This window comes from Frankia sp. QA3 (assembly GCF_000262465.1).
Lineage (GTDB): Bacteria > Actinomycetota > Actinomycetes > Frankiales > Frankiaceae > Frankia.
Genome location: NZ_CM001489.1, coordinates 3,151,717 through 3,171,284 on the forward strand (window position 1 = coordinate 3,151,717; position 19,568 = coordinate 3,171,284).

Below are 19,568 nucleotides of genomic sequence, written 5' to 3' on the forward strand. Positions count from 1 at the left end.
GTGGGGCGTCAACTACGTCGCGGACAACGCCGACCGCTACGGCCGAGTACATGCGGAAGAAGGCAGCGACCTGCGCGCGCTCCTCGCCGAGACGAAGCAGGACCGCGCCATCCGAACGCGTACGTCCGTGGTTCCGCGGAACACCCCGATCGGATGATCTTGATCATTCCGGCGTGCCGCGGGAGCACGTCAACGTCGTTGATTATCATGGTGGCATCGACGACATCGAGAAGGATCAGCCGGGTGGGGCGGAGCCCGGCGATGAGCCCACGCCGCCCGAGGGTTCGGCGCGCGAGGACAGCGCAGGCGAAGGCGACGACGCCCCGGCCGACGGGGCCCCGGCCGACGGGGCGCGGCGGGGCCGTCGAGGCAGGTCGCGGCGGACGCCGCGGGGGACGTTGTCGCGTGAGGTGCTGATGGCGGCGGCGATGGAGGTCGTCGACACCAACGGCGCGGGGGCGTTCAGCATGCGGGCGCTCGGCGGGTTCCTCGACTGCGACCCCACCGCGATGTACCGGCATTTCGCCACCAAGAACGCCCTGCTCGACGCGCTCGTCGACAGCGTGATCCGGGACGGGGTGGCGGACCTGCCGGAGACCGACGACCCGCGCGCCGACATCCGGGCGAACTTCCGCCAGCTGCGCCGCTCGCTGCTCGCGCACCCGACGCTGGCCCCGCTGGTGCTGCGCCGCCCACCGGGCGTCGGCGCCTACTGGGAGCGCTCCGACCACGCCGTCGCCCAGCTTCACCGCGCCGGCATGGACCCGGCGGACGCCGCCAACGTCTACCAGACGCTGCTGTTCTACACCCTCGGCCACACCCTGTCCGAGGCCCGCCAGCTCGCCCGCGCGGTGGAGAAGGAGGGGGCGGGCGCCCGCGGCGGGCCGGTGGCGGCGGTGCGGCCGCCGGCGGAGCTCCATCCGGACCTGTCCGACGTCGCCCCGCACCTGCGGGAGGACAACGAGGCGCAGTTCCTCGCCGGGCTCGACCTGATCCTGCGCGACCTACCCCGATAGAAGTGATCCGCCGTATGCGGCGCATGCACCGGCCGGCCGCGGCGTAACAGCCCGGACGGCGGGCGGCCGAGCCGGGGCTCGGCCCGCGTCCGATCTGGCGGGATGCCCTGCCGTCGCGGGACGGCGGGGGCGCAGGCGGCCCCGGAGCGCCGAACACGAGGGAGCCGGCGGGACATCTCGGGCACGGGCGCGCTAACCTGCAACGGGTACCCCGTGACGGTTACGGCACGGCGCAGCCTTGCTACGGTACGAGCGAGCCCGTGGCCCCGAGCCGCCCGCGCGAAAGGCCCCAGATCCTCACGATGGGCCGCCGCGGCGCCACCCGCGGGTAACCGCGGACGGCTGGACGTCGGCGGCCCGTCGGCGGGCGCGCACCGGCGCCGGCGGCGGGTCGGTTGACCGGTGCCGCGGGCCGGCCTGACCACGCCGACGAACGAAGACGACGAGATCGGAGCACCGGATGAGGTTGCTCGACGGGCGGTCCATGGCCGCCGAGATCGGCCGGTACGTGATCGACGAGGCCGAGCGGCTGATGCTCGCCGGCAAGACACCGACGCTGGCCGTGGTCCTGCCGAACGCGGATCCGGCCGCCCGCTCCTACACCCACATCATCGAACGAACCGCCGGCAAGGTCGGGGTCCGCTGCGAGCCGCACACCCCGACCGGCGGCCCGTCGGCGGTGCTCGACACGGTCGACGCGCTGGCCGCCGACCCGCTGGTCGACGGGATCATCGTCCAGACGCCGCTGCCCGCCGGGCTGAGCTCCCGCGAGGTCGGCGAGCGCATCCCCGTCGCCAAGGACGTGGACGGGATGAACCCGGAGAGCCTGGGCCGGCTCGCCCTGGGGCTGCCGGGCTTCGCTCCGGCGACCGCCGCCGCGGTGGTGGAGATCCTCACCCGCGCCCGGATCCCGATGTCGGGGGCCCGGGTGTGCGTCATCGGCCGCGGGCCGGTGGTCGGCAAGCCGGTCTCGCTGCTGCTGCTCGCCGAGGACGCGACCGTCACCGTCTGCCATTCCCACACGAAGGACCTGGTGACGATCGCCCACGAGGCCGACATCATCGTGTCCGCGACGGGGGTTGCGCGCCTCATCGGCGCCGGGTTCGTCCGCCCGGGGGCGACGGTCATCGACGTCGGCACGGCGGTCACCGACGCCGGCCAGGTCGGCGACGTCGACGCCGCGGCGATCGCCCCGGTCGCCGGCGCCCTCACCCCGGTGCCGGGCGGCGTCGGGCCGGTGACGACCATGCTGCTGCTGCGCAACACGATCCGGGCCGCACGCGCCGACTGACGGAAGCCGCCGGGTCGCCGGCCGGCACCCCGGCGTGCCACGGGGTGCCGGACCGCGGGGTGCCGCGGGGTGCCGGACCGCGGGGTGCCGCGGGGTGCCGCGGGGTCTCTCACGCTGGGGTGCACAGCGGGTCCGCGAGGCGGACCCGGTTGCGGCCGTCGGCCTTCGCCCGGTACAGGGCGGTGTCGGCGCGGGCGATGAGCGTGGACAGGTCGCCGGGCGGCCCGTGGTGGGTCGCGACGCCCACCGACACGGTGACCGACAGCGGGGGTCGCCCGTCGAGGCGGCAGTGGGTGCCGGCGACCTGGCGGCGGATCCGCTCGGCGATGTCGAGCGCGTGCTCCCGTCCCACCTCGGTGAGCAGGATGACGAACTCCTCGCCACCAAAGCGGCCGACGAGGTCCCGCGGCCGGGCCGCGGCCCGCAGCGCGTCCGCGACGGCGAGCAGGATGACATCCCCGATGAGATGGCCGAAGCGGTCGTTGACCCGCTTGAAGTGGTCGATGTCGACGAGCAGCACCGACAGCGGCCGGCCGGCGCGGGCCGCCCGGCCGATCTCGCGCTCGGCGACCTGGCGCCAGTAGGCGGCGTTGGCGAGCCTCGTCTTCGCGTCCGAGCGGGCGGCCTGCAGCAGGTCGGCGTGCAGCAGGCTGCGTTGCAGCAGCAGTACCGGCGGGGTCACGGCCAGCATGAGGAACGGGCTCGCCGCCCACAGCACCGCTACCACGATCGACGAGCAGATCTCGGCGGCCCGCGCCGGCACCAGCTCGCGGCGGCCGGGCCGCGGCACCCGCGCGGGAGGCCCGGCCGGGCGGTGGACGTCGGCGCCGGGCGGCCCGCAGAGCCAGGCGTTGAGGCCGTCGCCCCGGCCTGCACGGGCCATCCCCACCCCGGGCAGGCCGGCGACCAGCGGGTACACGGCCACGGCGGACAGGAACGCCAGCGCCGCGGAACCCGAGCCGACCAGGCCCTCGACGGTGAACGGTCCCCTGCTCGGGCTGAGCAGCAGGTGCACGCTGGACGCGCAGAAGCCGGCGATGCCGAGCGCCGCGGCCTGGAACATCCGCAGGTGCGGCGGACGGACCGGGTCGGCGCGGCCCGCGAGCCAGCACAGCGGCAGGCCGATCACCGTCGGGTAGAACGGCGGCAGCAGCACCGCCACGGCCACGGCCCAGGTGGCGAGCAGGTCGTGGCGGGCGGCCGGGGAGACGGTGAGGTCGGCCCCCAGCCGCCCGGACACGACCACCGCGAAGCCCCCCAGGGCGACGAACGCCGCGAACGCGAGCACGTCGACCCAGCGCGGCCGCAGCCCGGCGAGGGCGACGCCGACCAGCGCGGCCCAGCACAGCGTGACCCCCACGACCCGGCGCACGACCGCCCGCGGCGCGCGCCACAGCATCCAGCCCCGCCCGACCAGCCGCGCCAGCGCCCCTCGCGGTCGGGGCGATCCGTCCCGGCCCGCCCGAACCCGGCGGGGCCCGTCGGTCCGTGGACCACCGGCTGCGGGGCCACCGACTACGGGGCCACCGACTACGGGGCCGCCACCGTGCCGGGCGCGGGGATGCCGCCCGCGACCGCACCCGGTGCCGGACCCGGGAGCGGACGCCGCCGCCAGGTCGGGAAGGTGGAGACCGGCCATGCGCAGCGCCGGCGGACAGGCTGCGGGCGGGCGCGGGTGGGCCCGCGGGGCACGCACCCGCAGCCGTCGCCACGTCCGGCGGGCGCCGCCCAGCAGTACGCAACCCGGGCGGCGTGGCAGTCGTAGGCGTAACGGCATTGGCGGATGGCCTTCCTCGTTCTCGTCCGCGGCCGTAGTCGGCCGGAACCGCCCGGTGAATCCAACCTCGTCGTTGCTACTCACAGTGAATCGTTGAGAACGAAGAGTACGAAGACGTTCGCGTCATTCGCAACCATCGCAATGGCGCGGCTAACTGCTCCGGAGCGGGGACCGGCCGCCTTATTCCCGCCGCGACGCGCCGGGAACGCGTTCCAGAAATGGCATCTGACCTGCGACGACGAATGCGGCGGCGAAAGGGGCCACGCCGCGGCCCACCGGCCGCGGCCAGCTCCACGACGCCCGCAGAGAGACCACACACGACACGCCCGGGAAACGGCATGGCTCCCCGTCTGGGACCAGCGCAGGCCGAGGTGCGGACCAGCCGGAGACCAGCAGCGTCGACGCGGCTCAGGTGGTGCGGGCGACCGCCTCGACCATCGCACCGGTCAGGGTGGCCACGTCCGCCGGCGGCATGACGAACGGCGGCATCGTGTAGACGAGCCGGCCGAAGGGCCGCACCCAGACGCCGAGCTCCACCAGCAGCGGCTGGATCACCGCCATGTCGACCGGCTCCCGCGTCTCGATCACGCCGATGGCGCCGAGCACCCGCACGTCGGCCACGCCCGCCAGCTCCGCCGCCGGGGCGAGGCCCGCGGCGAGCCCCGCGGAGATCTCGGCGACCCGCGCCCGCCACGGCGAGGACAGCAGCAGCTCGACGCTGGCGTTCGCGACGGCGCTCGCCAGCGGGTTACCCATGAACGTCGGGCCGTGCATGAACGCCCCGGCGGGCGAGTCGGACACGCCGGCGGCCACCTCGTCGGTGCACAGCGTCGCGGCCATCGACAGGTAACCGCCGGTCAGCGCCTTGCCCACGCACATGATGTCGGGGCTGATCCCGGCGTGGTCGCAGCCGAACAGCTCCCCCGACCGGCCGAAGCCGACGGCGATCTCGTCGGCGATGAGCAGAACCCCGTGGTGGTCGCACAGCTCGCGGACCCGGGCGAGCCACCCGGGCGCGTAGAAGCGCATGGCCCCGGTGCCCTGCACGACCGGTTCGAGGATGACCGCGGCGACCTCGTCGGCGTGCCGGGCGAGCAGCCGCTCGAACTCGGCGACGTCGGCGTCCTCGCACGGCTCGTCGTAGGCGCGCCTCGGCGCCGGGGCGAACAGGTGGCGGGGCAGCAGCTGGCTGAACAGGTGGTGCATCCCGGCGTCCGGGTCGCAGACGGACATCGCGCCGGAGGTGTCGCCGTGGTAGCCGCGCCGGATGGTCAACAGCCGGGTCCGCTCGGGCCGGCCCCGGCCGGTCCAGTACTGCAACGCCATCTTGATCGCGACCTCGACGGCGACGGACCCCGAGTCGCAGAGGAACACCCGGCGCAGCGGCTCGGGGGTGATCGCCACCAGTGTCTCGGCCAGGCGCACCGCCGGTTCGTGGGTCAGGCCGCCGAACATCACGTGCGACATCGACGCGAGCTGCGTGCGCACGGCCTCGTCGAGCACCGGGTGGCGGTAACCGTGGATCGCCGCCCACCACGACGACATCCCGTCGATCAGCTCGCGGCCGTCGGTCAGCGTCAGGCGCACCCCGGCCGCGGACGACACGGCGAACAGCGGCCCGGTGGCCGACGCCGAGGCGTAGGGGTGCCAGACGACCTGTCGGTCCCGGGTCACGAGATCGGCCCCGCCCGTCCCGCCCACCCCGCCTCCGGCCGGCGACGGGAGGTCCGGGGACGGCGAGGCTGGCGCGGCGGCGACGGCGGAGGGTGGGTTCACCCCTCCCACTCTGGCTCATCGGCGACGCGGGTGGCCGTCCGGGACGATCCGTGCGCGACGCGCGTCACGCCGTGCTCGGGCCCGCCCGCCGAACCCACCGGGCGCCCACCAGCCGCGATGTCCGCCCGCCGTGCCCGACGGCGACACCGACCGGGGCACCGGGCAGGATGGGCGGCGTGGTCATCCCGATTCACGACATCAACCCGCTGAACCGGCGGCCGATCATCACCTGGCTGCTGATCGCCGCAAACGTGGTGATCTTCATCTTCTTCGAGCCCGTGGTGAGCTCGGTCGCCGGGATCGGGACCTCGACCCCGCAGAACGTCTGCGAGCAGCAACGGTTCTTCCAGGAGTGGGGCGCGATACCCCGGGAGCTGGTGCACAACACCCAGCTCCCGGCCGCGTACTCGGGCCACATCGGCGTCGACGCGGCCGGCAATCCCGGGTGCATCGTGCAGACGCCGCCGAGCTTCGACAAGATTCCGGTGCTCTCGGCACTGACCGCCATGTTCCTGCACGGTAGCTGGCTTCACCTGATCGGCAACATGCTGTTTCTCGGGGTCTTCGGCAACAACCTCGAAGATCGCATGGGCAGGCTGTTCTACCTGCTGTTCTACCTGGTCTGCGGGTATGCGGCGACCTACGGCTTCGCGTTTTTCGAGAACGAGTCGTCGAACACCCTGATCGGCGCCTCGGGCGCCGTCGCCGGGGTACTCGGTGCCTATCTCGTCCTGTTTCCCAGAGCCCGCGTCATCGGCCTGGTATCCGTGTTGTTCTTCCTGCCTTTCTGGTTGCCGGCCTGGATCGTCCTCGGTTTCTGGTTCGCATTGCAGTACGTGTACTTCACCGGATTCGGCGTCGCCGACGGAGGTGCCGTCGCCTACGGGGCGCACGTCGTCGGCTTCATCGTCGGGGCGCTGCTCGTCGCGCCGTTCATCCGCCAGCTACGCGCGGCCGGACCGGGCACGCCGCCCCGGGTGCCACAGCACCGGTGGATCCGCGGGACCGGAGCCTCCGCCGCCGCCCGGCATCGCCGGGGCTACTGACCCGGCGAGGCCGAGCGGACCGCTTCCTGGCCGCCAACGGCACTCCTGACCAGGGAGAACTGCGCTGGCATCCGGGGGTGCGGTGAGGCACGCTTGACCGGCTATGACCGACCCGCCCCCCATGTCCCACGCCCTCGTCCCCGGTTGCGAGTCCGCCGCGCCCGGCGCGGGCGGCCACGTCTACCGGCGGACCCTCGCGACCCCCGGCGCGGCCCGGTTCATCGGGCCGGCATTCGTGGGACGGCTGCCGATCGCGATGCACGCGCTCGGCACGGTGCTGTTCGTGCAGGACCGGTCCGGCTCGTACGCCGTGGGCGGGGCGGTCGCCGCCGCCGGGGCGCTCAGCGAGGCGGTGTGCGTGCCGCGGGTGGGCCGTGCCCTGGACCGCTTCGGCCAGGCCAGGGTGCTGCTCGCCGGGCTCGCCGGTCACCTGCTCGGGGCGGCGGCGCTGCTGGCGACGGTGTGGGCCGGCGCCCCCCGCCCGCTGTGGTTCCTCGCCGCGGTGGTCGCCGGCGGCTGCCTGCCGCCCGTCGGGACCTGCGTACGGGCCCGGTGGAGCGCACTGCTGGCCGGTAGCGCCCTGCTGCCCGCCGCGCTCGCACTGGAGGCGGCGATCGACGAGCTGGTGTTCATCCTGGGGCCCACCCTGGTGACAGCGCTGGTCACCCTCGCCGATCCAGCCGCCGGCCTGATGGCCTCGGCGGTCCTGCTCGGGGTCGGCGCCCTGGCCCTCGCGCTGCAGCATGGCACCGACCCGGGCCCCCGCCCGGCGTCGGCCGCGCCACCGGAGCGGATCATGCGGCGGCCGGATGCCCGCACCCTGGTCGCGATCGTGTTCGCGATCGGGATCGGCTTCGGCGGAATCGACGTGGCCATGGTCGCCTTCGCCCGAGAGGAGGGGTTGGCGGCCGTCGGCGGGCTGCTGCTGGGCATGTTCGCGGCCGGCTCCGGGATCTCCGGCCTGATCACCGGTGCCCGCACGCATGACCGCCCGCTGCGGGCCCGGCTGCTGCGCTCCGTCGCGCTGCTGACGGTCGGCTTCGCGCTCCCCCTCGCCGGGATCGGCGTGGCCACGATGATCCCGCTGGCCGTCCTCGCCGGCGCCACGGTGGCCCCCACCATGATCAACTCCAACGCGATGATGGAGCGGATCGTTCCGCCGCGAGCCCGCACCGAGGGCTTCGCCTGGCTCACGATGGCGGTGGTCGGCGGCCTTGCCGTGGGCTCCCCGCTGGCCGGCCGCCTGATCGACGTCGGCGGCGCGCGGCTGGGCTACATCGTGCCGGCGGGCGCGGGCCTGCTCGCCGGCCTGACCGCCCTGCTCTGCCGCCGCTACCTGCCAGACGTCGACGCCCGGGGCCTCGCCCCGCGCCCGGCGACCGAATCCGAACCCACCAGCACGACCGTCCCCGCCGACTGACCCGACCGGCCCACGGCCCACGCCGCCAGGAGACGGTTCGCCGGGCGGCGGCTCAGGAAGCGGTGTTGTCGCCCGCCTGGCCCGCGGACCCCTCCCCGGCCGGAGCGTCGGCGGCGCCGCCCGCCTCGGCGGTCGGGACCGGCGCCCCAGCGGTGGCCGGCGCAGCAGCGGTGGCGGCGGCAACCTCGGCGGGCCGGCGACGGAGCAGTCCGCGCCGGGCGCCAGGGCGGGCTGCCTCGGCGTCACCCCGCCGCTTGCGGCCCTTGCGCCCAGCCGCCGCGACCACGGTCGCGTCGTCTCCCGTGCCCTCCGTGGCCTTCGCCGTGAGATCGGCGGCCTCGGCCTGCTCACCGGGCTCGACCTTCTCCGCAGGCACGGCCACATCCGCAGGCACGGCCACATCCGCAGGCACGGCGACGTCCGCGGACTCAGCCACATCGGCAGGCACGGCCACATCGGCAGGCACGGCCACATCGGCAGGCGCAGCCACATCGGCGGCCTCGGCCACATCCGCGGTGGCGCCGGACCCGGCGGTCTCGGGGGCACCGGTCTCGGCCGCCGTCTCCGCGGTGGGTACCGAAGACGGCACCTCGGTGGCACCGGTTCCCGTCGCCGTCGACGGGGTCGATCCATCGGGCACGGTGGGTCCGTCGGTGCCAGCGGCTTCGACGACGGTGTCGTCGGCCGCGGCGGCGCCCTCACTCGTCGCCGGCTGGACCTTCGCCGGCTGGACCTTCGCCGGCTCGGTCGACGCATCGGCCGCCGTGACATCGAGGGCGACCGTCCGCCATCCCTCGAAGATCTCGGTGACGGTGTAGCCGTCGGCGCTCAGCACGTCGCGGTAGCGGACGAGCTGCTCGTAGGACAGCGTCGGATCCGCCACGGCGACGGCCTTCTCCCCGCTCTCCACACCACCTGGGCCGCCGGTGACCTTCGCGGCGGCCGGGTCGGCGGCCGGGAACGTCGCGACCGTCGCCGACACCCGATAGGTGGTCGAGGCGGCGGGGTTCACCGTCCCGGTCAACGTCCACGACCGGCTCGCGGCCTGACCGCCGGGCGGCTCGGGTGACGCACCCTCGGTCTGAGCGGCCAGCAGCGTGGCGATCTTCGCCTCGACCGTCATGGGCACCGTGTCGTCGCTCCTACCCCATCGCACGCACGCACGTCCTTTCCTCACGCAGTCGGCATCGTCCGCACACCCGTTCGGCAGCGCCGGCGTCCCCCGGCCCCGAGGACGGCCCGGCCAACAGCCCGTCGGCGTGGGCGAAACCGCATTCTGACGGACCGACCGGATGCACTCCGCATCGGGGTGTGTTCCGACACAGTGTCGACATAACGCCGCAAACTGGCAGGAGGTCGGACATGATTGACGCACGCCAAGGAGCGAACGATCGGTGCGGCGGATACGTCGGCACGGATCATCGCGTGCGCGGGGCCCGCCGCCCCGCCCCAGAAATCGCCGGAGGCGTGGCGCGGATTTCCGCCGCGACAATCCTGCCATGATCACGCATGGAAACTACACATAGCAGTTATATGATTACCTAGCTGTTCCACGTCGGTGGCGACCTCATGGGCCACCCCGTTCGGGATGGCTCCGCAGACGGCGCTTCCGGCCCCCCGCCGAGGCGCCCACGGCGCGGCTCGCCGCCCCGTCCGTTCCGCCAAGCCAGCCTGGGCGTTGGACCACGAGCGTTATATTCTGCTTGCCGCACGTGACATACAGCGACGGTCTTCTACGACAGCGAGGTCGGGCGGAGTCAACGGTGTCAGATGAAGTGGCGGTGGGGTCCGGCGTCGGTGACGTCCCGCTCCCACCGTCGACCACCGGAATCATCAGGGTGTTCCTTCTCGACGACCACGAGGTAGTGCGTCGCGGGCTGCGGGATCTCCTCACCGAGGAACCCGACGTGGAGGTGGTCGGCGAGGCCGGCCGGGCCGACGAGGCACTCGGCCAGATCATCGCTCTGCGGCCGCAGGTCGCGGTCCTCGACGCGCGTCTGGAGGATGGCAGCGGCATCGAGGTCTGTCGGCAGGTGCGCTCGGCCGACCCCGGCATCGCCTGCCTCATCCTCACCTCCTTCGACGACGAGGAGGCACTCTTCACTGCGATCATGGCCGGCGCGGCCGGCTACGTCCTCAAACAGATCCGAGGCACCGCCCTGGTGGACGCTGTCCGCCAGGTCGCCGCGGGCAAGTCCCTGCTCGACCCGGCGGTCACGCCGCGGGTGCTGGTGCGCCTGCGGGAGGGGCCGGCCGAGGACGAGCGGCTCGCGGGCCTCACCGATCAGGAACGGCGCATCCTGCGACTGATCGCGGAGGGGCTCACGAACCGTCAGATCGCCAGCCGGATGTTCCTCGCCGAGAAGACGGTGAAGAACTACGTCTCCAGCATGCTGGCCAAGCTCGGCCTGGAAAGTCGCACCCAGGCCGCCGTCTTCGCCACCCGCCTCAACACCTGACCGCCAGGCCGCACTCCCTCCTGCCAATCCACAGGAAGATTTCGGGTGCGCAGTCCTGTGGAAAGGCAGGAGGGAGGCCGACCGGAAAGGCGAGGGACGCAAGGGGTGCCCTGCTAGCGCGCGGGCGGGTTGTCCGCCGGCGTGCACACGCGCAGCGCTCCCGGCGGGGTGATGAGCGGGACCAGCCAGGTCACGGTCGTGCCAATACCGTTCTCGCCCGGGCCGAACCCCGTCCGGCCACCCAGGTCCAGCGCCCGGCGGCGCAGGTTCGCAAGGCCGCTGCTGCGTGCGGCCCCGCCGGGGCCGCAGCCGTCGTCGCGAACCTCGACGAGGACGTCCACGCTGGTCACCCGTAGCAGCACGTCGATGCGGGTGGCCCGGGCGTGCCGGGCGATGTTGGACAGCGCCTCACGCAGCGCGGCGAGCATGTGCGGGCGGATCGCCGCGGGCACCCGGCGGTCGATCGGCCCGTCCAACCGGATCACGGGGGTGATCCCGAGCGCGCGCTCGGTCTGGGCGACGATCGACCTGATCTCGGCGCCCAGGTCGGCGCCGTCGAGGTCGGCCACCGTCAGCGAGAAGATGGTCTGGCGAATGTCGGCGATGGTCTGGTCGAGCTCGTCGGCGGCGGCGTGCAGCCGCCCCGCCGCCTGGCTGTCGAGGACGCGGGCGAGGCTCTGCAGCTGCAGGCCCGTCGCGAACAACCGCTGGATCACGACGTCGTGCAGGTCGCGGGCGATCCGGTCGCGCTCCTCGAACACCGCGAGGCGCTCGCGGTCGCGGTGGATGCGGGCGAGTTCGAGCGACAGGGCGGCCTGACCGGCGAAGGCGGCGGCCATCTCCAGGTCGAGACCGCTGAAGGTCTCGAACGGGCCGGGTGTGCCGAGAACGAGGATGCCGAGCGCCCGCCCACCCGCCATCAGCGGCACCACCATCCCGACCGTGGCCGCCGCGTCGGGGGTGTCGGCACCGAGCAGCGGGCCGCCCGGCGAGGCGGCGCCGACCAGCACGGCCCGCCCGGTGCGCATCGCGTCGGTCATGCGCTCGTTGTCGGTGAAGACCCGACCGCGCAGGTTCTCCTGCCCCGGGCCGTCCACCACCCCGACGACCAGGCCTGCGGTGTCGGGGACGAGGATCGCCGCGAGGCGCGCGGCGGTCGCCTGCCGTGCCCGGCGCGCCACCAGCTCCAACGCCTCCTCGGGCTCGGCCACCGACAGCAGAGCCGTGGTGATCTCCGCGCTGGCGGACAGCCAGGCCTGGCGGCGCCGCGTCGCCTCGTACAGGCGGGCGTTCTCGATCGCGAAGCCGACCGCGGCGGCGAGCGCACAGGCCAGGCTCTCGTCCTCCCGGGTGAACTCGCCGCCACCCCGCTTCGCCCCGAGGAACAGGGTGCCGAACGCGTCCCCCCGCACCATGATCGGGACGTTGAGAAAGGTGTCGAAGCGAGGATGGCCCGGGGGGAACCCGACGGCGGCCGGATGGCGCGCGACGTCGGCGACCCGCAGCGGGCGGGGATGGCGCAGGCTCTCCCCGATCAGACCGCGGCCCAGCGGCAGCCGGCCGATCCTCCCGGGCACGCCCTCGGCGAAACCGACGTGGATCAGCTCGGTGATCTCGCCGGCCTCGCCGATGACCCCGAGGGCGCCGTACTCGGCGTCGACGAGCTGGCTGGCGGCCTGCGCGATCCGGCGCAGCGTGACCGGCAGGCTGAGTTCGCGGGCGACGTCGACCACCGCGTCGAGCAGGCCCTGCATCCGCGACTGCATCGAGGCGACCTCGTCGACCTGCGCGGACAGTCGGGTGCGCAGCTCGTCGAGAGGCGAATGGTCGACCGCGGCCGGGGACTCGCTCATGCGCCCGGACCCGGCCACAGCCCGCGCACTGGAACCCCGCCGCACCATCCCTGCCTTTCCGGCGAGACGAAACGGGCACGCAAGCCGGTGGAAAGGCAGGAGGGCACCGCCCGGGGGCGTCCGCCGGAGGGCACAACAGTCATCGCGGGTGATTCCTCCTCGCGCCGCCCGGCTCCCTGTCGGGCCCCTCGGCGCAGAGCGGCCACCCGAAGGTGGGATCACTCTGGCGTGCAGGATATCCACCGCAGCGATTTCGGGGAACACCCTCGGCGGCGGCCCGGGTCCCTTCCGCCGCCGGCGCCCGGGTCGCCACCCCGACGTGGGCCGACGCGGGTCCGACGCGGGCGAACGTGGAGTGTGGACCGGGAGCAGAAGTACAGTGTGCTTCATGGCAGTGCTGCGCCCCTTCCTGCACCGCGACCGCGTGACGGACCTGGGTCGGGCCGTCACCGCGGCGTGTACCGGGCGGGTCTGAGGCGCCCTCATCGTCGCCGCCGCGCGTGTGTCCAGCTCACCGCGGCGCAGCCCGCGGCCGATCGGCCGCTCGCGCGCCGGGTTCCCGCCCGGCGGGTTGACTGACGAGTCCCGCCACCGCCCGGCCGTGTCGTCGCCGGCGGGTTGGCGCGTGCCCAGCCCCGTCCGCCTTCCGGTCCCGCACCGCGCCGGCCCGGCCGAACGCCCTTCGCGCGCTCCCTCGAGTGCGCCCCGCCGCCAGGGTCGCGGCGTCCCCCGGGGCGGACGGCCGCTCGCGCGGGTCCCCGCCCCCGCCGGCCGCCCTCTTCCCGGCCGACATGGTGGCACCGTTCGCCTCCACCGCCCTGGGAGTCCCCGTGCCTCTTCTCCACCCGGTGCTCGTCGCCGACCCGGCCCGCCACACCGAGCCCTTCCTGCCGGCCGAGTGCCTCAGCGACGAGCCGGGCACCGTCGATCTGGCGACGCTGCGGGACCTGACCGCCGCCTTCGCCGGGGTACCGGAAATCTGGCGCCCGGTGATCCACCACCGTTCCGACCGCCGCTGGTACACCCGGCTGCTGCTCTCGGCGACGGTCGAGGTGTGGTTGATCGGGTGGTATCCGGGGCAGCAGACCGAGGTGCACGACCACGGGGGCGCGCTGGGGGCGTTGACGGTCGCCGAGGGCCGCGTCACCGAGGACCGGTACGACCGGAACTGGACGATCACGCGGGTCCGCGAGCATGTGACCGGCTCGTCCGTCGGTTTCGGCGCCGCGCACGTGCACCGGGTCGCCAACCGCGGGCAGGAGGTCGCCACGACGATCCACGCCTACTCCCCGCCGGAGCTGCCGATGCGCTTCGCGCCGACGCAGGACGCCGCCGACCTGCGCGCCGCGACGGTCCCGCCGCCGGCGGTCGGGGCCCCCGCCGGACGGGACGTCGCGTCCGCCGGCGCCGCGCGATGACCCCTGGCACGAGCAGGATCGACGCGATGCTCGCCGCGGCCCGCTCCCGGCTGCGGCGTCTCGAACCCGCCGAGGCGGCACGTGTTCTGGACGAGGACGCCAACAGCGTCCTCGTCGACATCCGGCCCGCCGCCCAACGGGCCGCGGAGGGGGAGATCCCCGACGCTGTGATCGTCGAACGCAACGTGCTCGAATGGCGCTTCGACCCGACCAGCGACGCCCGGCTGCCGATCGCCACCGGCGACGACCTTCAGGTCATCGTGTTCTGCTCCGAGGGCTACACCTCGAGCCTGGCGGCCGACGCGCTGCGCCAGCTCGGCCTGCGGCGGGCCACCGACGTGATCGGCGGATACCACGCCTGGGCCGCCGCGGGCCTGCCGACCCGCGGCGGCGGGTGATCGGTCCGACGCCGACCGCCCCACCCGGGGGTACGCCACCGCGTCATCTCGCCTACCCCGCACCCCGCTCGTGGCGCTTGCACCAGCAAAGGCGCCAGATGTGGTTCTGCGCACATTTCACGGCCGAATCAGGCCTGATGGCGCCCCCCGGACGGGGTTCCCCCGTTCGTCATCTGCCCGCAACCCGGCTGCACGCGGCGCCGGATCGGAGATCGTAGACCGCTCGGCGGGGGCCCCCGTGGCCCGTGTCGGCCACCGGACAGCGATCTCCCCGGCGCCCGTTTCCGCTGTCCACCAGCGATTCCAGCCCCGGCGTGCCACCGCGACCAGCACGCGGCCATCACTCCCGCAAAGATCATCAATGTTGGCCCACGCCGCCGCGGGTCGTCCGCACGGCGCCCCCGCGCGCGCCCGGACGGCCCGCCGGAGCACTCCGGACGTCCGCGTTCCGGAACCCTTGCTATCCGGTCGAGAGACGTCTACGTTCCTCGGTTAACGAGACGAGACGGGATCGTTTCCGAGCGGAGCCCGCCCCGGTATGCCAGGCAAATGGCGCCGCCGGCGGATTCCTCCCGGAACTCCAGGGGGCTTCTCGCCGCAACAAAGGTTGACCTGCCTGTCTGGGGTGTCGCGCTACGCCGGATTTGGCGGTCTGCAAAGCATGTGTCCGCCTTTGCAACGTCAGCAGGAGACGGTATGCCCAGTCAGCCCAGCGTGCTATCTGCCAGAATCTCCGCCGCACTCAGCTTCCTGTCCTCCGCGTGCCCCTGCGTCTGCGGTGAAGCCCGATGAGCGCCGGCGTACCCGTTCTTCCCGGTCGTGACCTGCCGCCGCAGCCGTTCGGGGCCGGCTGGCCCGCGTACTGGCGCCAGGATGCGGCCTGCCGTGACGGTGATCCGGACGCGTTCTTCCCGCCGGACGGCCGCAACACCAAGGCCCGGGCTGCCGCCGAGACGCGCGCCCGCAAGATCTGCTCCGACTGCCCGGTGCAGCGTCCCTGCCTGGCCACCGCGATCTTCCGACAGGAGGAGCACGGAGTGTGGGGTGGGTTGACCTCGGACGAGCGCGCCTCCGTCGTCCCCCGCGGCCGCCTGAGCGCCGACGACGCGCTGGTGTTCGCCGACCGCCTGCTGCTGTCGGTCTCGGTCGCGAGCTGATCACCTAGACAGCACGGCGAACGGCCCGTCCCTCGCCCGGGGCCGGGCCGTTCGCCGTCCCGGGGCCCGGGGCACCAGCTCCGCCACGGCCGTCCCTCGGGATGGCCGGCTCCCCACTGACAGACGTCCCATGGGGGATGGACGACATCCCCATTGACGGACACGGCCCGCTCTGGGCAGGCTACGGCTGGTACATTTCTGCATTTCGGAACCGCTCGACGCGGTCATGCGCTGGAATGCGGGTGAGCCCATGTTTTCCACGATCCGGATGCGGGACGTGCCGCCGACCGTGATCGCACCCACCGGCCTGGGCCGCCATGTGCCGCCGGCCGGCCGTTCACGTGGCGGTATCCGGTCACTTGGCGGTATCCGGTGAGGCCGCCCCGTCGCCTGCTGCTGCTGCGCCACGCCAAGTCCGACTGGGCCGACGGATCCATCCCGGACATCGACCGGCCACTGTCCGACGCCGGGCGCCGCGGCTGCCGGCTCATCGCCCGCCACCTCGCCGACGACGGGCTTGCCCCGGACCTCATCCTGTGCTCGGCGGCCCTGCGGACCAGGCAGACCGTCGAGGGCATCGCCCAGGCGCTGCCGGCGCGCGTGCCGGTGCTGGTCGAGGATCGGCTCTACCTGGCGGAGGCGCAGGCCCTGCTGGAACGGCTGCACGAGGTCGACGACGGGGTGCCGAGCGTCCTGCTCGTGGGGCACAATCCCGGCATGCACACGCTCGCCGTGGCCCTGCTCTCCCCCGGCGAACGCTTCCGGATCCCCACCTTCCCGACCGCCGCGCTCGCCGTCGAGGACCTGGCCGTGTCGCGGTGGGCCGAGCTCGGTCAGGACTCGACCCGGCTCGTCTCGTTCGTCACTCCCCGCATGCTGCGCGAGGGAGCCGAACCCCCGGCCGCGTCGAGCTGAGCGCGGGGCCGACCCCAGGCCGGGCGGGCTTAAGCGCCTACCCGGCGTGGGCCGGGGCCCGCGAGCCGCGAGGGCTCGGCTGGCCGCCTACTCGGCACGCTCAGTACGCCTGCTCCATGATCCGGGAGGCCAGGGCGATGACGCTGCCGCCGACCAGCAGCACAGCGGTGACGATCCACAGCGGCACCGAGGCGAAGATGAGCGCGAAGCACCCGATCACGAAGCCCGCGATCAGCAGCAGCACCGCGAGCCACGAACCCGTGTTGGCCTTGTGGTGACCGGTCTCACTCGCCACGTCCACTCCTGTCCCTGTCATCCCATCCGCCTGCCGGCGGTGCGATGCACCTCGTTCCCGCTGCGAGACTACCTGCGAACACCGATGTCGGATGCCCGGGGCCGATGTGCATTCGCCCCTTCTTCCGACCCGTCCGCATGGGCGGGTCGGCAGGGTGATACCCGGACCCCACCGGGTCGTTCGGCCCACCGTCCGGGGTCCGTCCGGGGTCCGTCCAGGCTCAGATGAACCCGGCGATCCGGCGCAGATCGACGAGCTGATCGTCGAGCCAGCGCCGGACGTCGTGGGTGCGGACCTGTTCGGCGGCGGCGGCGAGCCGGCGGTGGCGTTCCTCCATCGGCATCGTCAGCGCCGTGTACAGGGCGTCCGCCATCTGCTGGACGTCGAACGGCTGGAGGGTCACCGCGAACTCGCCGAGCTCCTCGTGGGCGCCGGCCATCTCGGACAGGGCCAGCACGCCGCCGCGGCGGTTGACCACCGCCACCTCCTTCGCGACGAGGTTCATCCCGTCGGCGATCGCGTTGACGATCAGCACGTCGCAGATCGAGTAGGCCGCCACGGCCAGCGGGAAGTCCTCCACCATCCGCAGGTCGATCGGCTGGCGGCCCTCCTTGGTGTGCCGGGCGTTGATCTCGGCGACGAGGGCACCGATGAGCGCGATGTAGTCGGCGTACTCCGGGACGTCGGTGCGGCTGGGCTGCAGCAGGGCGAGGAAGCTGACCTTGCCGACCAGCTCGGGATGCTGGTCGAGCAACGTCCCGAAGGCGAGGAAGCCCCGCACGACGTTCTTGCTCGGGTCGGTGCGGTCGACGCGCAGGATGAGCTGGCGATCGTCGTCGAGGAAGATGTAGCGCAGCATCGCGATGTGGGCCGCGACCTCCTCGGACGCCTGGGTGGCGTCGAGCGCGGCCGCATCGACCGAGATCGGGTAGTAGCGGGCGCGGACCACCCGGTCCCCGACCGTGACGGTGAGCTGCTCCAGATCGGCGGGCAGGCCGAGCAGCTCCTGGGCGCACAGGACGAAGTTGCGGGCGTAGCGGCGGGTGTGGAAGCCGACGACGTCGCTGCCGAGCAGCCCGCGCAGCAGCCGCTCCCGGATGTCGCCGGGCAGGATGCGCCACTCGTCCGGGCCCGGCCAGGGGATGTGCACGAAGTGGGTGAGCACGACGTCCGGGCACTGCTCGCGCACCCAGTCGGCGACCAGATAGAAGTGGTAGTCCTGCAGCAGGACGAGGGCCTTGCCCCCGCGGGCGCGCACCTCGTCGACCACCGCGTCGGCGTAGGCGCGGTTGACCGCCGCATACCCGTTCTCGAAGGCGTCGTGCTCCGACCGGGTGAGCACCGGCGCGAGCGAGCGGCCGTAGAGGCCGTGCTGGATGAACCAGAGGATCGGATTGGACCACACGCTGTAGAAGTCGGCGTAGGCGGTCGGGTCGGTGACGACGAGGCGGACCCGGATCGCCGGGCCGTCCGGCTCGCCCTCCACCACGTGGGGCTGGGGATGGGTCTGGACGAGGATGGAGCTGCCCGCGCTCTCCGCCGCGACGGCGGCGTCCTCCTCGCCGGCGGCGCCACAGACCCAGACGGCGTCGTCGAGGTGTTCGGCGAGTCCGGACAGGGCTGAGACGAGGCCGCCCGCGCCCCGCTGGACGGTGCGACCGGCGGCGTCCCGGTCGAAGCTGATAGGACCGCGATTGGACAGGAGTACGAGAGGCAGGTCGAGGGGGATGAAGTCCGACACGGCGGATGCAGCCTCCTGATCACGGGCGGTACTCGGCGTCCGGTGCCGCTGATCACTCGGGCGCCCGGGCGCACGGGGACAATCCGGACTGTAGTGAGCCCCGCTTTCGGATGCACCGCGTTGCAGGGCGCCTGAAGCGTTGTTACCCAGACCTTCATCTGGTCACTGTTGCCACCGGCGCGATATCCGTCCGTTACAGGCACTCCCCACCATTGTGGAGATTCGGCCGCCCGCGGCGACGCCAGGTGTGCCGACGATCACGAAGGGTGGAGCTACAGGCCGTCCCGGTAGTCCCGGACCTCCTGCACCGCCGAGCCCAGGGACGCAAGCGACATCTGCAATGTGTCGCGCGTCTCGACGAGTGCGCTCGTGAGCTGTTCGACGGCGCGATGCTCACTGCCGTCGGTCGCCGCGATCACCATCGCCTGCGCCTCCTCGATCATGCTCAGCGCGCCCTCGAGCTGGCCGGCGACCTCCTCGGTGCGCCGAAACGCCTCGTCGAGCTGCGCCTTGACGTCGGCGATCGTGCCTGACACCCGTCCTCATCCCTTCCTGGAACCACCGGCCCGCGAGCCGGACGCCGATGCCTGCTCGGTCCCCGAGCCGAGTCCGAGGCCGAACCGGGCCGCGGCCGCGAGCGCGAGCAGCGCGCCGGCCACGTCGACCGGCGCCATCGGCGCGAGCCGGAACGTGGCGAGCACCGCCACCGCGGCGGCACCCGCTCCCAGAATGCCTGCCCGGAACACGACCTTGACCCCACCTTCGGGGCCGGCCGCCACGGCCACCAACGCGGCCGCGATCACCGCCGCGCCGACGATGCAGGGCATCCCGGGCGCCTCGGTGAAGACCCGCAACACCCCCACGAGCACGAGGCTGAGCAGGCAGGCGAGCGCGGTCATCAGCCCGGCGGAGGCCGACCCGGCCGCCTTGGTGACCGCCCGCAGCTCGGCGGCCTTGCTCATCGCGTCCAGGCACAGGTCGTAGGCCTGGCGGGGGGCGGTGCGCG

At 73.4% G+C, this 19,568-nt stretch carries 16 protein-coding genes and 1 pseudogene; 9 read left to right on the forward strand and 8 right to left on the reverse strand.

All coding sequences use genetic code 11. The features are described from left to right. Window positions 1-416: 416 nt before the first annotated feature. Window positions 417-1,016, forward strand: a complete 600-nt coding sequence (locus FRAQA3DRAFT_RS12950) for a TetR/AcrR family transcriptional regulator (protein ID WP_009739480.1) — start codon at window positions 417-419, stop codon at window positions 1,014-1,016. A gap of 460 nt (window positions 1,017-1,476) precedes the next feature. Beyond that, window positions 1,477-2,307: a bifunctional 5,10-methylenetetrahydrofolate dehydrogenase/5,10-methenyltetrahydrofolate cyclohydrolase gene (locus FRAQA3DRAFT_RS12955; protein ID WP_009739481.1), complete on the forward strand. Its 831-nt coding sequence runs from the start codon at window positions 1,477-1,479 to the stop codon at window positions 2,305-2,307. A 109-nt stretch (window positions 2,308-2,416) separates the two neighbouring features. Here the strand turns inward: FRAQA3DRAFT_RS12955 and FRAQA3DRAFT_RS12960 are convergent, their stop codons facing one another. Together FRAQA3DRAFT_RS12960 and bioA are read right to left on the reverse strand one after the other, a co-directional pair. After that, on the reverse strand, window positions 2,417-3,706 hold the full coding sequence (locus tag FRAQA3DRAFT_RS12960) for a GGDEF domain-containing protein (RefSeq protein WP_009739482.1): 1,290 nt from the start codon (window positions 3,704-3,706) through the stop codon (window positions 2,417-2,419). A 786-nt stretch (window positions 3,707-4,492) separates the two neighbouring features. Continuing rightward, window positions 4,493-5,785, reverse strand: coding sequence for an adenosylmethionine--8-amino-7-oxononanoate transaminase (gene bioA, locus FRAQA3DRAFT_RS12965; protein WP_009739483.1), 1,293 nt, complete (start codon window positions 5,783-5,785; stop codon window positions 4,493-4,495). 251 nt (window positions 5,786-6,036) lie between these two features. On the opposite strand from bioA, the gene FRAQA3DRAFT_RS12970 reads away from it, so the two are divergent. Both FRAQA3DRAFT_RS12970 and FRAQA3DRAFT_RS12975 read left to right on the forward strand, forming a co-directional pair. Continuing rightward, window positions 6,037-6,906: a rhomboid family intramembrane serine protease gene (locus FRAQA3DRAFT_RS12970; RefSeq protein ID WP_009739484.1), complete on the forward strand. Its 870-nt coding sequence runs from the start codon at window positions 6,037-6,039 to the stop codon at window positions 6,904-6,906. A gap of 103 nt (window positions 6,907-7,009) precedes the next feature. Next, a complete protein-coding gene (locus FRAQA3DRAFT_RS12975; protein ID WP_009739485.1) occupies window positions 7,010-8,326 on the forward strand; it encodes an MFS transporter in 1,317 nt (438 codons plus the stop codon). A gap of 52 nt (window positions 8,327-8,378) precedes the next feature. Here FRAQA3DRAFT_RS12975 and FRAQA3DRAFT_RS12980 read toward each other — a convergent pair whose 3' ends face one another. Then, complete coding sequence (locus FRAQA3DRAFT_RS12980; RefSeq protein WP_157467341.1) at window positions 8,379-9,482, reverse strand: hypothetical protein; 1,104 nt, start codon at window positions 9,480-9,482, stop codon at window positions 8,379-8,381. A 607-nt stretch (window positions 9,483-10,089) separates the two neighbouring features. On the opposite strand from FRAQA3DRAFT_RS12980, the gene FRAQA3DRAFT_RS12985 reads away from it, so the two are divergent. Then, entirely contained in the window at window positions 10,090-10,785 is a 696-nt protein-coding gene (locus FRAQA3DRAFT_RS12985; RefSeq protein WP_009739488.1) for a response regulator transcription factor, read from the forward strand. A gap of 113 nt (window positions 10,786-10,898) precedes the next feature. On the opposite strand, the gene FRAQA3DRAFT_RS12990 is transcribed toward FRAQA3DRAFT_RS12985, so the two are convergent. Continuing rightward, window positions 10,899-12,638 carry a GAF domain-containing sensor histidine kinase gene (locus FRAQA3DRAFT_RS12990; protein WP_035922872.1) on the reverse strand — a complete coding sequence of 580 codons (1,740 nt, stop codon included), beginning with the start codon at window positions 12,636-12,638 and terminating at the stop codon, window positions 10,899-10,901. Between the two features lie 830 nt (window positions 12,639-13,468). On the opposite strand from FRAQA3DRAFT_RS12990, the gene FRAQA3DRAFT_RS12995 reads away from it, so the two are divergent. The 4 genes from FRAQA3DRAFT_RS12995 to FRAQA3DRAFT_RS13010 all read left to right on the forward strand — a co-directional run bounded on the left by FRAQA3DRAFT_RS12995 (window position 13,469) and on the right by FRAQA3DRAFT_RS13010 (window position 16,526). Further along, the gene (locus FRAQA3DRAFT_RS12995; protein ID WP_051054578.1) at window positions 13,469-14,056 is read left to right on the forward strand and encodes a cysteine dioxygenase family protein; all 588 of its coding nucleotides are present in this window, start codon (window positions 13,469-13,471) and stop codon (window positions 14,054-14,056) included. A gap of 26 nt (window positions 14,057-14,082) precedes the next feature. Continuing rightward, a complete protein-coding gene (locus FRAQA3DRAFT_RS13000) occupies window positions 14,083-14,454 on the forward strand; it encodes a rhodanese-like domain-containing protein (protein ID WP_009739491.1) in 372 nt (123 codons plus the stop codon). 788 nt (window positions 14,455-15,242) lie between these two features. Continuing rightward, window positions 15,243-15,611 carry a WhiB family transcriptional regulator gene (locus tag FRAQA3DRAFT_RS13005; RefSeq protein WP_009739492.1) on the forward strand — a complete coding sequence of 123 codons (369 nt, stop codon included), beginning with the start codon at window positions 15,243-15,245 and terminating at the stop codon, window positions 15,609-15,611. Window positions 15,612-15,983: 372 nt separating this feature from the next. After that, the gene (locus tag FRAQA3DRAFT_RS13010) at window positions 15,984-16,526 is read left to right on the forward strand and encodes a histidine phosphatase family protein (RefSeq protein ID WP_009739493.1); all 543 of its coding nucleotides are present in this window, start codon (window positions 15,984-15,986) and stop codon (window positions 16,524-16,526) included. Between the two features lie 100 nt (window positions 16,527-16,626). On the opposite strand, the gene FRAQA3DRAFT_RS13015 is transcribed toward FRAQA3DRAFT_RS13010, so the two are convergent. From FRAQA3DRAFT_RS13015 to FRAQA3DRAFT_RS13030, 4 genes and pseudogenes are all read right to left on the reverse strand, one after another. Further along, window positions 16,627-16,821: a hypothetical protein gene (locus tag FRAQA3DRAFT_RS13015; RefSeq protein WP_369809420.1), complete on the reverse strand. Its 195-nt coding sequence runs from the start codon at window positions 16,819-16,821 to the stop codon at window positions 16,627-16,629. A 220-nt stretch (window positions 16,822-17,041) separates the two neighbouring features. Further along, complete coding sequence (locus FRAQA3DRAFT_RS13020; RefSeq protein WP_009739495.1) at window positions 17,042-18,562, reverse strand: trehalose-6-phosphate synthase; 1,521 nt, start codon at window positions 18,560-18,562, stop codon at window positions 17,042-17,044. Window positions 18,563-18,834: 272 nt separating this feature from the next. Continuing rightward, window positions 18,835-19,098, reverse strand: a complete 264-nt coding sequence (locus tag FRAQA3DRAFT_RS13025; RefSeq protein ID WP_009739496.1) for a hypothetical protein — start codon at window positions 19,096-19,098, stop codon at window positions 18,835-18,837. A 6-nt stretch (window positions 19,099-19,104) separates the two neighbouring features. Then, a pseudogene (locus tag FRAQA3DRAFT_RS13030) lies at window positions 19,105-19,568 on the reverse strand (hypothetical protein); the annotation flags it as partial.

What these genes read in the sequence shown, in the direction of transcription:
- FRAQA3DRAFT_RS12950 (WP_009739480.1), top strand. Translation starts at nt 417, where the DNA reads ATGGCGGCGGCGATGGAGGTCGTCGACACCAACGGCGCGGGGGCGTTC.
- FRAQA3DRAFT_RS12955 (WP_009739481.1), top strand. Translation starts at nt 1,477, where the DNA reads ATGAGGTTGCTCGACGGGCGGTCCATGGCCGCCGAGATCGGCCGGTAC.
- FRAQA3DRAFT_RS12960 (WP_009739482.1), bottom strand. Translation starts at nt 3,706, where the DNA reads ATGCTGTGGCGCGCGCCGCGGGCGGTCGTGCGCCGGGTCGTGGGGGTC.
- FRAQA3DRAFT_RS12975 (WP_009739485.1), top strand. Translation starts at nt 7,010, where the DNA reads ATGACCGACCCGCCCCCCATGTCCCACGCCCTCGTCCCCGGTTGCGAG.
- FRAQA3DRAFT_RS12990 (WP_035922872.1), bottom strand. Translation starts at nt 12,638, where the DNA reads ATGAGCGAGTCCCCGGCCGCGGTCGACCATTCGCCTCTCGACGAGCTG.
- FRAQA3DRAFT_RS13000 (WP_009739491.1), top strand. Translation starts at nt 14,083, where the DNA reads ATGCTCGCCGCGGCCCGCTCCCGGCTGCGGCGTCTCGAACCCGCCGAG.
- FRAQA3DRAFT_RS13005 (WP_009739492.1), top strand. Translation starts at nt 15,243, where the DNA reads ATGAGCGCCGGCGTACCCGTTCTTCCCGGTCGTGACCTGCCGCCGCAG.